Here is a 13186-nt window from a genome sequence, read left to right as displayed (position 1 = left end):
ACCGGCCCGCTTCCCGGACCCGCGTTCCCCTCCCGTACGAGGGGCCTATCGTGTCCGCATGGCGTACGGCGAAGGACACGACGGACATGAAGCGCAACAGGCAGCGGCGCAAGGCCCCCAGGGCCCCTGGGAGCACCGGGCGGACGGCCTGGACCGCGAGATCGAGACCCTCGACGAGTTCGACCAGGTGATCCTGGGCGGGACGCTCAGCGGCTTCCGCGTCCAGTCGGTCGACCTGACGGGCCGTACGCTCGCCCTGCTGTCCACCGACACCTCCGAAACCGTCTTCCTCGGCTGCCCGATGGCACCGGACGCCGCAGCGAAGATACGGGCGGACGGGGCCCTGGTCTTCCCGCCCGTCCCGCACCTTCCCTTCGACCCGTACCGGGGCCTGCTCTATTCCCCCGAGCAGCTTTTCGAGGGGCTGGACGCGGGTGGGTACGAGGCGACGCCGGACGCGCTCGCCTACGAGTGGTTCCAGCGCACCAAGGCCGACGGCGACATCCTCGCCTCGATGCTGAGGTCGGTCCACGACGACGCGATCTCGGACGCTCTGGACGAACTCCTCGTCGGCGCACGGGTCGTCGGCGTGATGGGCGGCCACGCCATGGCACGGGGCACCGACGCGTACGCGGGGGCGGCGCGTCTCGGCCGCGAACTGGCCCGTACGGGGCTGACGGTCGCGACCGGCGGCGGCCCCGGCGCCATGGAGGCGGCCAACCTCGGCGCCTACGCCGCCCCGCATCCCGACGAAATGCTGGACGAGGCCCTCGAAATCCTCGCCAAGACACCGTCGTTCAGCCCGTCGATCTCCGACTGGGCGCGCGCCGCTTTCGAGATACGGGGCCGCTGGCCCGGCGGCGACGGCTCTGTGGGCATCCCCACCTGGTTCTACGGCCACGAACCGCCGAACGCCTTCGCCGGCCACATCGCGAAGTACTTCGCCAACGCGACCCGCGAGGACGGCCTGCTCGCCCGCTGCAACGCCGGCGTCATCTTCCTGCCCGGCGCCGCGGGCACCGTCCAGGAAGTCTTCGACAACGCGACGCCGAACTACTACGAGTCGCGCGGCGAACCGACGCCCATGGTCCTGGTCGACCGCGCGCACTGGACGGAGCGGCTGCCTGCCTGGCCGCTGCTCACGTCGTTGGCCCGGGAGCGCTCAATGGAATCGCGCATCGCGCTCGTCGACTCGGTGACCGAGGCTCCCGAGGCCCTGGCCCGGCTCTCGGGCTGACCGACCTGGCGTACGTGCCGGGTGACACCTCGTCAGTCCGCCCCGTTGTCGCCTGTCGGAGCTGTGCTCTCTTCGGCGTCGGCCGACTCCGGCTCTCTTTCGTCGAGGACCACCACGTCCTCGGCGGCGAAGGAGACCCCGACCGTCGCGCCCTCGTCGGGCACGTCGCGGAGGCCGCACTCCGCCTCCACCTCCGGCCCGTCCGTGGGGCGCAGCAGGACGGCGACGTGGCTGCCGCGGAAGGTGCGCGCGCCCACGGTGCAGCGAAGTCCGTACTCGGGGGCGCCAAGCCGGACTCCCGCAGGACGTACCAGCAGCGTGCGGGGGCCCTGGGGCGAGTCGGCGGGCACCGGGATCCTGCCCCAGGGCGTATCGGCGACGTCGCCGTGCACCGTGGCCGGCACGACGTTGTCGAAGCCCAGAAAGCGCGCCACGAACGCGGAGGCCGGGCGCTGCCAGACCTCCACCGGTGTGCCGGTCTGGACGACGTGTCCGTCGCGCATCACCACGACCCGGTCGGCGAGCGCGAACGCCTCGCCCTGATCGTGTGTGACAGCCAGCACCGTCGTGCCCAACTGCGCGAACACGCCGCGCAGTTCCACGACCAGGCGCTCGCGCAGACTGCGGTCGAGCTGGCCGAGCGGTTCGTCGAGCATGAGCAACCGGGGCCGGGGGGCGAGCGCCCGCGCCAGTGCCACACGCTGCTGCTCGCCGCCGGACAGCGTAGCGACGGCGCGGCGCTCGGCGCCCGGCAGGCCGACGAGGTCGAGCAACTCGGCGACACGTCGCCGCTGTTCGGCGCGCGGTTCGCCGCGCATGCGCAGTCCGAAGGCGACGTTGCCGCCGACGTCACGCTGCGGAAAGAGCTGGTGATCCTGGAACATCAGTCCGATGCCGCGCCGGTGCACCGGTACACCCGCCTGGTCGGTGCCCTCCAGCAGCACCCGTCCGGAGTCGGGCGGCTGCAGGCCGGCGACGACGCGCAGCAAGGTGGACTTGCCGCTGCCGCTCGGTCCCAGCACGCAGACGATCTCGTGCGCGGCCATCTCCAGATCCACCGCGTCGAGCGCCGTACGCCGCCCGAACCGTACGGTCACGTCCTCAAGAGCGAACAGGGCCATCAGAACTCTCCGGAACGGTCGGTACGGATACGTTCGAGCACCAGCAGCGAGACGGCGCACACCACCATCAGCACCGTGCTCAGCGCCATCGCCTGCCCGTAGTTGAGATCACCGGGCCGCCCCAGCAGCCGCGCGACGGCGACCGGCAGTGTCGGCCGGTCCGGTCGCGCGATGAAGACCGTGGCACCGAACTCGCCGAGCGAGACGGCGAAGGCGAATCCGGCGGCCACCAGCACCGCTCGGCGCACCATCGGCAGATCCACCTCCCGCCACACACGCAACGGCGAAGCACCGAGAACGGCGGCGGCCTCGCGCAACCGCCCGTCCACGGCGCGCAGTACGGGAAGCATGATCCGTACGACGAAGGGGACCCCCACCAATGCCTGGGCGAGCGGCACCAGGATCCACGACGCCCGCAGGTCCAGGGGCGGCTTGTCCAGCGTGATCAGGAACCCGAAGCCGACGGTCACGGCGGAGACGCCCAGCGGGAGCATCAGCAGCGCGTCGAAGCCCCGTACGAGGCGCCCCGCCCTGCGGGTGAGCGCGGCGGCCGCCAGCCCGCCCACGACCAGGGCGATGACCGTCGCCACCAGGGCGTAGCGCAGGGAGTTCCAGACCGCTTCCAGCGGCGGTACGAGGAACGTGCCGCCGCTCGCCTCCACCGAACGAAGTGCCCGGTAGTAGTCGAAGCCGTACCCGGCAGGGCCGTCGAGCGACCGCTCGATCAGCACGCCGAGGGGTAGCAGAATCAGAAGGAGGACGGTGCCGAGCACCCCGGCGAGCAGCGCCCACTGGCCGACTCCGCGCGGCCTGCGCGCCGTCTGCGCGGGGTCGACCAGTTTCAGGGCGGTCTCCCGCCTCCGTACGGTCCAGGCGTGCAGCGCCAGGACCGCGCCGACGGCGGCGAACTGCACCATCGTCAGAACGGCGGCGGTGGGCAGATCGAGCAGCTGCGCGGTCTGCCGGTAGATCTCCACCTCCAGCGTGGAGTAGGCCGGACCGCCCAGGATCTGGACGATGCCGAAGGAAGTGAAGGTGAAGAGAAAGACCATCAGCGCCGCGGCGGCTACGGCGGGGCCGAGCGCGGGCAGCGTGACGCGCCACCACGCCGCGAACCGCCCGGCGCCGAGCACTCGCGCGGCCTCTTCCTGACGTGGGTCGAGGCGGGCCCAGAGGCCCCCCACGGTGCGGACGACCACCGCGTAGTTGAAGAAGACATGCGCGAGGAGGATCGCCCATACCGTCGTGTCCGCCCGCACGCCCCACAGTTCGTCGAGCAGCCCGCCGCGCCCCAGCAGGGCGAGGAACGCCGTGCCGACAACGACGGTCGGCAGGACGAACGGCACGGTCACGACGGCGCGCAGCACCTCTTTGCCGGGGAACTGGAAGCGGGCGAAGACGTAGGCACCGGGGAGCGCGATCAGCAGGGTGAGGGCGGTGGAGACCGCAGCCTGCCACGTCGTGAACCAGAGCACCTGCCCGATGTCGGGCCGGCTCAGCACGTCGCCGAACCTGCCCCAGTGCCAGGAGCCGTCCGCCTTCAGCCCGCGGCCGACGATCGCGGCGACGGGGTAGGCGAAGAAGACCGCGAAGAAGGCGACGGGTACGGCCATGAGGCAGAGCCGTACGGCGCTCCCCCGGCGCCGTACGACGCGCGCCGCGCGCCCCGCTCCCCGGTCCCGTCGTCGGACGACGGGACCGGCGGCGGCAGCCTTACCCGTGGGCCTCTCGCCCTTCCGGGCGGCCTCCGCGCCTACTTGACGACGAGTGAGGACCACGACTGGATCCACTCGTCACGGTTCTTGGCTATCTTCTCCGGCGCCACCGTCTCCGGGTTGTCGACGACGGCGCCGTGGTCGGTGAAGAGCGCGGGCAGCTTCGCACCGTCGACGACCGGGTTCACGAACATGTTGAGCGGCATGTCCTCCTGGAAGGTCTTGCTCACCAGGAAGTCCAGCAGGGCCTTGCCGCCCGCCTCGTTCTTCGCCCCCTGGAGCAGGCCGGCGAACTCGATCTGGCGGAAGCAGGTGCCCGCGGCGACGCCGGTAGGCGCTTCCTTGGGCTGCGGGTCGGCGTACAGGACCTCGACAGGCGGGCTCGACGCGTACGAGACGACGAGCGGACGCTCCGCCTTCGCCTTCTTGCCGCCCGCCGAGCCGGAGAAGTCCTCGTTGTAGGCCTGTTCCCAGCTGTCGACGACCTGGACGCCGTTGGCCTTGAGCTTCTTCCAGTAGTCCTGCCAGCCGTCGTCCCCGTACGCGGCGACGGTGCCGAGGAGGAAGCCGAGGCCCGGTGAGGACTGCTCGGCGTTCTCGACGACGAGGAGGTCCTTGTAGGCGGGCTTCGTCAGGTCGGCGAAGGACTGCGGCGGGGCCAGTTTCTTGTCGGTGAAGTACTTCTTGTCGTAGTTGACGCAGATGTCGCCGGTGTCGACGGGGGTGACACGGTGCTTGGCGTCGTCGAGCCGTACGTCGGCGCGGACCTGGTCGAGTCCCTTCGCCTCGTACGGCGTGAACAGACCGTTGTCGAGAGCACGGGAGAGCAGGGTGTTGTCGACGCCGAAGAAGACGTCGCCCTGCGGCGAACCCTTGGTGAGGATCTCCTTGTTGAGCGCCTCGCCGGCCTCGCCGCTCTTGAGCACCTTGACGGTGTAGCCCGTCTGCTCGGTGAACTCCTTCAGTACGGAGTCCGAGGCGGCGAACGAGTCGTGGGCGACGAGCGTCACGCTCTTGGACTTCGCGCCGTCCGACGCCGTGGAGTCCTCGGATCCGCCGCCGCACGCGGCGAGCGTGGAGACCCCCAGCGCGGCGGCGACGGCGCCGACCGCCATCTTCTTCGTGGTACGCACTGAATTCCTCCTGGGATGTCCAGGAGAAGACGCGGCCCTGCCCCGCGCCGGCGAACCGGAGCAGGGCAGGGCGCAACAGCTTGAGTGATGACCGAACTTCCTACCCAGAATGACCTGGGCAAGGTTCAGAGGGTCTGCGACCGTGAGGCTCTTCTCGAGCCTCTGCCGCACTCTCAGCGCTGTGGCGCTCCCCTGTCGGAATATGTAATTCGTTCGAACCCCAGCGTACATGGGCCCCGACGGGGCCCCTTCGCCGCGCTCAGCGCTCCGTCGCCGCCAGCTGACCGCACGCTCCGTCGATCTCCTGGCCGCGGGTGTCGCGCACCGTCACGGGCACCCCGTGGGACGCGATGGCCTCGACGAAGGCCTTCTCGTCCTCGGGGCGTGAAGCGGTCCACTTGGAGCCGGGCGTCGGGTTGAGCGGGATCAGATTGACGTGCACCCGCTTGCCCTTGAGCAGCCGCCCCAGCAGATCGCCCCGCCACGCCTGGTCGTTGATGTCGCGGATCATGGCGTACTCGATGGAGATCCGGCGCCCCGACTTCTCGGCGTACTCCCAGGCGGCGTCCAGCACCTCCCGCACCTTCCAGCGGGTGTTGACCGGCACGAGGGTGTCACGCAGTTCGTCGTCGGGCGCGTGAAGCGAGACGGCGAGGCGGCACTTGAAGCCCTCGTCGGCGAATCGCAGCATCGCGGGCACCAGGCCCACCGTCGAGACGGTGATGCCGCGCTGCGAGAGGCCGAGACCGTCCGGCTCCGGGTCGGTCAGCCGACGGATCGACCCGACGACGCGGCGGTAGTTGGCGAGCGGTTCGCCCATGCCCATGAAGACGATGTTGGAGAGCCGGGCGGGGCCGCCGGGGACCTCGCCGTCGCGCAGCGCGCGCATACCGTCCACGATCTGGTGCACGATCTCGGCCGTGGACAGGTTGCGGTCGAGACCCGCCTGCCCCGTGGCGCAGAACGGGCAGTTCATGCCGCAGCCCGCCTGCGAGGAGATGCACATGGTGACCCGGTCCGGGTAGCGCATCAGGACGGACTCGACGAGCGTGCCGTCGTGCAGCCGCCACAGCGTCTTACGGGTGGTGTCGTCGTCACAGGAGATGTGCCGGACCACGGACATCAGGTCGGGCAGCAGCTCCGTGGCGAGCTTCTCGCGCGCGGCGGCCGGAATGTCCGTCCACTCGGCGGGGTCGTGCGCGAACCGCGCGAAGTAGTGCTGCGACAACTGCTTGGCGCGAAACGCCTTCTCGCCGAGCGCCGCCACGGCCTCGCGACGCTCCTCCGGCGTGAGGTCGGCGAGGTGCCTCGGCGGCTTCTTGGCGCCACGGGGCGCGACAAACGTGAGCTCTCCGGGATTGGGCGGTGCCATGAGCTGTTTTCTCCTCGGTACGACGAGGCCGGTGTTCCCCGCCGGCTGCGGGAGGGACATGGGCACACTGCCGGTGCCAGGAGACCTCATGTGACGGGCCCCGCGACCGCGGAGCGCAGTAAGGCCCGCCGTACGGGACGGCGGGCCTTACCAGGGTAACCGGTACGGATACGGCTCAGCCCGAGCCGACGAACACCACCAGCAGCAGCCACACCACCGGGGCCGTCGGCAGGAGCGAGTCGAGGCGGTCCATGATGCCGCCGTGACCGGGCAGCAGCGTGCCCATGTCCTTGATCCCGAGATCCCGCTTGATCATCGACTCGCCCAGGTCACCGAGCGTGGCACTGGCCGCGACGGCAAGACCGAGCAGCAGGCCCTGCCACCAGGTGCCGTCGTCGACGAGGAACTGCATGCACAGCGCGCCGGCCACCATGGCGAATCCCACGGCGCCGAACAGGCCCTCGCGGGTCTTGCCGGGGCTGATGCGCGGCGCCAGCTTGTGGCTGCCGAAGCGCCAGCCGATCGCGTACGCACCGGTGTCGCTGACGATGGTCAGCACCAGGAAGGTGAGCACGCGCCGTGCGCCGTCGTCCGCCGTGAGCATCATCGCGACGAACGTCGCCAGGAAGGGCACGTAGAACGTCGCGAAGACGCCCGCCGTCACGTCCTTGAGATAGCCCTCCGGCGGCTCCGTCATGCGCCAGGCGAGCACGGCGAGCGCGGTGAGGGCCGTGGCCACCCAGGCGCCTTCCGCGCCCCGTACGTACCCGGCGACGACCATCGCGGCGCCACCGACCGCGAGCGGGACGAGGGGCGCCTTGATGCCCTTCTTCTCGTCGAGCCGGGAGGTCAACTCCCACAGCCCGACGACGACCGCGACCACTATGACGCCGATGAAGACGGCCTTCACGACGAACAGCGACGCCACGATCACCGCGCCGAGCCCCACACCGACCCCTATGGCCGCGCGGAGGTCGCGGCCTGCCCGCTTCTTCGGCGGTGGTGGCGGAGGGGCGGACATGGGCTCCTGCGGCGTTTCGTCACGGAACAGGGGGCCGCCCGGCCGAGCAGCCCCCCGGTCGTCATCCTGGGCCCCGCCGCTCGCGGGTACGTCGGGCACGATGGGCATGGGCCGAGTCTGCTGTGCGTCAAGCTCATCGTATGCGGGACCCGCCGGGGCAGCCCCCTGGTCAGGCGGTCCCCAGTAGCCGGCGGTCGGCGGGGCCCCCCAGGAAGAGTCGTTCATCAGACCTCGAGCAGCTCGGCTTCCTTGTGCTTGAGCAGCTCGTCGACCTGGGCGACGTACTTCGCCGTCGTGTCGTCGAGCTCTTTCTCGGCGCGGCGCCCCTCGTCCTCGCCGACCTCGCCGTCCTTGATCAGCTTGTCGATCGTCTCCTTGGCCTTGCGGCGCACGGAGCGGATCGAGATCTTCGAGTCCTCCGCCTTGGTCTTGGCGACCTTGATGTACTCCTTGCGGCGGTCCTGCGTGAGCTCGGGGAACACCACCCGGATGATGTTTCCGTCGTTGCTCGGGTTCACTCCGAGGTCGGAGTCGCGGATGGCCTGCTCGATGTTGCGCAGCGCGCTCTTGTCGAACGGGGTCACCACCGCCATGCGCGGCTCGGGCACCGAGAACGAGGCCAGTTGGTTGATCGGGGTCAGGGCACCGTAGTAGTCCGCCACGATCTTGTTGAACATCGCCGGGTGCGCACGACCGGTGCGGATCGCGGCGAAGTCGTCCTTGGCGACCAGGACGGCCTTCTCCATCTTCTCCTCTGCTTCGAGGAGGGTCTCTTCGATCACCACTTGCTCCTGCGTGTCTTGAGTGGGCCCGGTGTGCTTACAGGGCCGGCGGAACCTGCGTCGCGTCTTCTTCCTGCACGGTGTCCGACCGGCAGGGCTTTGTCCATCCCCGTGCGGGGCAGCCCGAGTTCAGGCCCGGGTGCCCCGGTCGCTCACGAGCGTGCCGATCTTCTCACCCTTGACGGCGCGCGCGATATTGCCCTCCGTGAGGAGTTCGAAGACAAGGATCGGCAGCGCGTTGTCGCGGCAGAGAGTGACCGCCGTGGCGTCGGCGACCTTGAGGTTGCGGGTGATCACCTCGCCGTACTCCAGCGCGTCGAACTTCACCGCGTCGGGGTTGGTCTTGGGGTCGGAGTCGTAGACCCCGTCCACGCCGTTCTTGCCCATCAGCAGCGCTTCGGCGTCGATCTCCAGGGCGCGCTGGGCGGCGGTGGTGTCGGTGGAGAAGTACGGCATCCCCATGCCGGCGCCGAAGATGACGACGCGGCCCTTCTCCAGGTGCCGTACGGCGCGCAGCGGGATGTACGGCTCGGCGACCTGCCCCATGGTGATGGCGGTCTGGACGCGGGAGTCGATGCCTTCCTTCTCCAGGAAGTCCTGGAGAGCGAGGCAGTTCATGACCGTACCGAGCATGCCCATGTAGTCGGAGCGGGCCCGGTCCATGCCGCGCTGCTGCAGTTCGGCGCCGCGGAAGAAGTTGCCTCCGCCGATGACGATGGCGATCTCCGCCCCGTCCCGTACGACGGCGGCGATCTCGCGGGCGATGGCGTGTACGACGTCGGGGTCGACGCCGAGCGCTCCCCCGCCGGCGAACGCCTCACCGGACAGTTTCAGCATGAAGCGCCCGGCCTTCTTGCCGGGGTCGCTGTTGTCGTCGGTGGACTGGGTGGCGTCCGCGCCCTTGTTCATGGGGATCTCCTCGTGCACATACGAAGAAGGCCATTGCCGGTGGGGTCTGTGTCCCTAGCGGCAATGGCCTCCTCGTCAGATCTGCGGCCGTCCGGCGCGTGTTCGGCCGGCGGCTGCAGTAGACCCTAGCGGGGTCCACCGTCGATCGCGTACGACTGCGCTGTCCCGGGTGCTCGGCCCCGGGACGGTGTCCGGAACGTCAGGCGCCGACGCGGATGCGCGCGAAGCGCTTCAGCGTGACACCGGCCTCGTCCAGGACCTTCTTGACGGACTTCTTGTTGTCCTTCGCGAACGGCTGGTCGAGGAGGGTCACCTCCTTGAAGAAGCCGTTGACACGACCCTCGACGATCTTGGGCAGCGCGGCTTCGGGCTTGCCCTCCTCGCGAGAGGTGGCCTCGGCGACGCGGCGCTCGTTCTCGACGACGTCGGCCGGAACGTCCTCACGGGTGAGGTACTTCGGCGCGAAGGCGGCGATGTGCTGGGCGACGTCCTTGGCGACCGTGGCCGCCGTGGCGTCGTCGACGCTGCCCTTGTCCAGCTCGACCAGGACACCGACCTGCGGCGGGAGGTCGGGCATGGTGCGGTGCATGTACGTGCCGACGAAGCTGCCGTCGCCCTGGAACTGCGCGAAGCGGTCCAGGACGATCTTCTCGCCGAGGTTGGCGTTGGCCTCGTCGACGAAGGCCTGGACGGTCTTGCCGGGCTCGATCTCGGAGGCGCGCAGCACGTCGATGTCGGCGGGGCCGGTCGCGGCCACGTGCGCCGCGAGCGCGTTGGCGGCGGCCAGGAACTTGTCACCCTTGGCGACGAAGTCCGTCTCGCACTTCAGCTCCAGCAGAACACCGGAGGTGTTGTCGTCGGAGACGAGGGAGACGACAGCGCCGTTCTCCGCGCTGCGGCTCTCGCGCTTGGCGACGCCCTTCTGGCCCTTGACGCGAAGTACCTCGACGGCCTTGTCGACATCGCCGTCGGCCTCGACCAAGGCCTTCTTGCAGTCCATCATGCCGGCGCCGGTGAGCTCGCGGAGCTTCTTGACGTCAGCGGCGGTGTAGTTCGCCATGTCTGTGAATCTCTCTCGGAAGTCGAAGATCTACGGGTGGACGGCGGGGGCCCGTGGCCCCCGCCGTCAGCAACCGAACCTTTGAGGTCAGGCCTTGTCGGCGTCCGCGGCCGGAGCCTCGGCAGCCGGAGCCTCGGTGACCTCGGCGGCGGGGGCCTCGGCCGGAGCGGCGGCCTCCTCGGCCTGCTCCGCGTCGGCGACCTTCTCCGTCTCGGCGGAGGTCTGGACGTCGGCAGGCGCCTCGGCGGCGTCGGCGGGCTTCTCGGCGTCGCCCTTCTTGTCGCCTTCGAGGAGGTCGCGCTCCCACTCGGCGAGGGGTTCACCGGCGGCCTTCTCGCCCGGCTTGGAGTCGCCGGTGGCGGCGCCGGAGCGGGCGATGAGACCCTCGGCGACGGCGTCGGCGATCACGCGGGTGAGCAGGGTGACGGAGCGGATCGCGTCGTCGTTGCCCGGGATCTTGTAGTCGACCTCGTCGGGGTCGCAGTTGGTGTCGAGGATCGCGACGACCGGGATGTGGAGCTTGCGCGCCTCACCGACGGCGATGTGCTCCTTCTTGGTGTCGACGATCCAGACGGCGCTGGGCACCTTCTGCATTTCGCGGATACCACCGAGGGTCTTCTCCAGCTTGGCCTTCTCACGCGAGAGGACCAGGAGCTCCTTCTTGGTGAGGCCGGAGGCGGCCACGTCCTCGAAGTCGATCTGCTCAAGCTCCTTGAGACGCTGAAGGCGCTTGTAGACGGTGGAGAAGTTGGTGAGCATGCCGCCCAGCCAGCGCTGGTTGACGTACGGCATGCCGACGCGCGTCGCCTGCTCGGCGATGGCTTCCTGCGCCTGCTTCTTCGTACCGACGAACATGATGGAGCCGCCGTGGGCGACGGTCTCCTTGACGAACTCGTAGGCGCGGTCGATGTACGACAGCGACTGGAGCAGGTCGATGATGTAGATGCCGTTGCGCTCCGTGAAGATGAAACGCTTCATCTTCGGGTTCCAGCGGCGGGTCTGGTGACCGAAGTGGACGCCGCTTTCCAGCAGCTCCCGCATCGTGACGACGGCCATGGCCGTACTCCTTGAGGTACTCGGTTGTCGCGTCCGCCGGACGGCGGTCGCGCCTGACGCCCCGGAACGCTTTGCCACTAGGGACCGAGAAGCGTGGACGCCGGCGAAGAGGTCGGCGGCGGGGCGTGCGAAGTCGATCCGGTGACCCGGATCGCCACAGGAAGTGTACGGGACCCGCACAGTGCCCGGCGACGGAGTGCGGGGGTGACGGAGTTATACACAATGGGCCGGTTATCCACAGAATCCGAGCATGATCCACATGGATTCGCCGACTGCGGCAGCGTGAACGCCATGATCACTGTCCACGAACTGCTCATTCACGCCTCCGCCCGACCCGGCCGTCGTGGTCGGCGGGGGGTCATCTCTCTGTGCGTCTCCGCCGGTGTCGCCGCGCTCGCGGGGGTGGTGGCGGCCGTCCTGTTCGGCCCCTCGCCCGAAGCGTGGGCCGCGGACAACGAGGAGGCGAGCACAGGCGCGGGTGCCAACTCCGGTGCGCCCTCGGCCACTTCGGGCGGCAGCACCGCCGCCGCCGATACCTCCACGGGCGCCGGGGCCGGGATCGGTGTCGAGTCCGGCAAAGGTGTCGACGGCGTCAGCGGCGACCGGGCCTGGCCGGTGGGGCCGCGGCCGACCGTCCTACGAGGGTGGGAACCGCCCGCCTCGCCGTACGGCCCCGGCCATCGGGGCGTCGATCTCGCCGCGGCCCCGGGCACTCTCGTCCGCGCCGCCGCTCCCGGCCGGGTGTCCTTCACCGGCATGGTGGCGGGCCGCGGCGTCCTCTCGATCACGCTGACCGGCACAGGGCAGCCACCGCTGCGGACCACCTACGAACCGGTGACGGCGGTTGTCGCCGAAGGCGATGAAGTGACAGCGGGCCAGGTCGTCGCCGTCCTCGGGCCAGGACCTTTCCACTGCGCCGGCGGATGTCTGCACTGGGGTCTGCTGCGGGGCGAGACGTATCTCGACCCGCTGTCCCTGCTGCCCGACGACCTGCTCGACCGAGGCCCGGCCCGTCTGCTGCCGGTGTTCGGGGTCCCCGAGCCGGCCGCCACGGAGGCGCCGCCCGGATCGCCACCGCCCTTCGCGCCGGACGATGTCGCGATCATGGCCGAGGAGACCGCCGCGGCGGCCGGCGACGCCTTGCATGCCGCGGCCCTGCTCGCGGCGGCAGCGTGGGTGCGGCAGCGGAGTCGTACGGGGGTCAGTTACCGCGTACGCCTCGGAGCACCATGGACACCGCCGCCTCGGCGATCACCACGGGGTCCTCGGCCGCGCCCAGCTCGATCCGCCGCACAGCGGCGTCCACAACGCCCTGGAGCAGCATCGCGGCCAGCCTCGGCTGCTCGTGGCCCAGTTCCGAAAGGGCGTCGACGATCATCGCGATGAGTCCGCCGTGCGCCGCTCGGATCTTCTCGCGGGCACCCGCGTCGAGCTCGCTCGCGGAGATGGCGACCACCGCCCGGTGACGGCGGTCGCCGACGAGGCTCAACTGCCTGCGTACGTAGGCTTCGACCTTGGTCTCAGGGGTCGTCGCCTCCGCCATGGCGAACTCGATCTCGGCTGCCCAGACAGGGAAGTCGACGGCGCAGAGCTCTTCGACGACGGCCGCGCGCGAGCGGAAGTACTCGTAGACCGACGACCTGGCGAGCCCCGTGCGCTCGGCGAGGGCGGGGAAGGTCAGCGCCTCCGTGCCGCCTTCGGACAGGAGGGAGCGTGCGGCGTCCAGCAGGGCGCCGCGCTGCATGGTCCGGTGCTCGGCCACGGAGGCCGCTCGAATCCT

General features: G+C 70.0%; 11 protein-coding genes, 1 pseudogene and 1 riboswitch. Of the genes and pseudogenes, 2 read left to right on the top strand and 10 right to left on the bottom strand.

What is annotated here, in order from left to right; all coding sequences use genetic code 11:
* Positions 1–58 precede the first annotated feature (58 nt).
* Complete coding sequence (locus tag ACFT9I_RS17210) at positions 59–1237, top strand: LOG family protein (RefSeq protein WP_382565007.1); 1179 nt, start codon at positions 59–61, stop codon at positions 1235–1237.
* 32 nt (positions 1238–1269) lie between these two features.
* Here the strand turns inward: ACFT9I_RS17210 and ACFT9I_RS17205 are convergent, their stop codons facing one another.
* The 9 genes from ACFT9I_RS17205 to rpsB form a co-directional block, all read right to left on the bottom strand.
* Positions 1270–2352: an ABC transporter ATP-binding protein gene (locus tag ACFT9I_RS17205; RefSeq protein WP_382565121.1), complete on the bottom strand. Its 1083-nt coding sequence runs from the start codon at positions 2350–2352 to the stop codon at positions 1270–1272.
* 5 nt (positions 2353–2357) lie between these two features.
* Positions 2358–3971 carry an ABC transporter permease gene (locus tag ACFT9I_RS17200; RefSeq protein WP_382565120.1) on the bottom strand — a complete coding sequence of 538 codons (1614 nt, stop codon included), beginning with the start codon at positions 3969–3971 and terminating at the stop codon, positions 2358–2360.
* A gap of 140 nt (positions 3972–4111) precedes the next feature.
* Entirely contained in the window at positions 4112–5206 is a 1095-nt protein-coding gene (locus ACFT9I_RS17195; protein ID WP_382565006.1) for a thiamine ABC transporter substrate binding subunit, read from the bottom strand.
* Positions 5207–5285: 79 nt separating this feature from the next.
* A riboswitch (TPP riboswitch) is annotated at positions 5286–5410 on the bottom strand.
* 55 nt (positions 5411–5465) lie between these two features.
* Entirely contained in the window at positions 5466–6578 is a 1113-nt protein-coding gene (gene rlmN, locus ACFT9I_RS17190) for a 23S rRNA (adenine(2503)-C(2))-methyltransferase RlmN (protein WP_354604725.1), read from the bottom strand.
* 175 nt (positions 6579–6753) lie between these two features.
* Positions 6754–7824: a phosphatidate cytidylyltransferase gene (locus tag ACFT9I_RS17185; RefSeq protein ID WP_382565003.1), complete on the bottom strand. Its 1071-nt coding sequence runs from the start codon at positions 7822–7824 to the stop codon at positions 6754–6756.
* On the bottom strand, positions 7824–8381 hold the full coding sequence (gene frr / locus ACFT9I_RS17180; protein ID WP_355187260.1) for a ribosome recycling factor: 558 nt from the start codon (positions 8379–8381) through the stop codon (positions 7824–7826). The genes ACFT9I_RS17185 and frr overlap by 1 nt, the downstream gene beginning before the upstream one ends.
* Before the next feature lie 129 nt (positions 8382–8510).
* Positions 8511–9290 carry a UMP kinase gene (pyrH, locus tag ACFT9I_RS17175; protein WP_382565002.1) on the bottom strand — a complete coding sequence of 260 codons (780 nt, stop codon included), beginning with the start codon at positions 9288–9290 and terminating at the stop codon, positions 8511–8513.
* 199 nt (positions 9291–9489) lie between these two features.
* Positions 9490–10350 carry a translation elongation factor Ts gene (tsf, locus tag ACFT9I_RS17170; RefSeq protein ID WP_382565000.1) on the bottom strand — a complete coding sequence of 287 codons (861 nt, stop codon included), beginning with the start codon at positions 10348–10350 and terminating at the stop codon, positions 9490–9492.
* An 87-nt stretch (positions 10351–10437) separates the two neighbouring features.
* Positions 10438–11406, bottom strand: coding sequence for a 30S ribosomal protein S2 (rpsB, locus tag ACFT9I_RS17165; RefSeq protein WP_382564998.1), 969 nt, complete (start codon positions 11404–11406; stop codon positions 10438–10440).
* A 222-nt stretch (positions 11407–11628) separates the two neighbouring features.
* Here rpsB and ACFT9I_RS17160 point away from each other — a divergent pair.
* Positions 11629–12315, top strand: a pseudogene (locus ACFT9I_RS17160) (peptidoglycan DD-metalloendopeptidase family protein); the annotation flags it as partial.
* Positions 12316–12607: 292 nt separating this feature from the next.
* Here the strand turns inward: ACFT9I_RS17160 and ACFT9I_RS17155 are convergent.
* Positions 12608–13168, bottom strand: coding sequence for a TetR/AcrR family transcriptional regulator (locus ACFT9I_RS17155; RefSeq protein ID WP_382565118.1), 561 nt, complete (start codon positions 13166–13168; stop codon positions 12608–12610).
* Positions 13169–13186 lie beyond the last annotated feature (18 nt).

The organism is Streptomyces sp. NPDC057137 (genome assembly GCF_042670825.1).
Classification (GTDB): domain Bacteria; phylum Actinomycetota; class Actinomycetes; order Streptomycetales; family Streptomycetaceae; genus Streptomyces.
The sequence above is the reverse complement of the archived record's forward strand: the minus strand, read 5'-3'. Positions and strand labels throughout refer to the sequence as shown.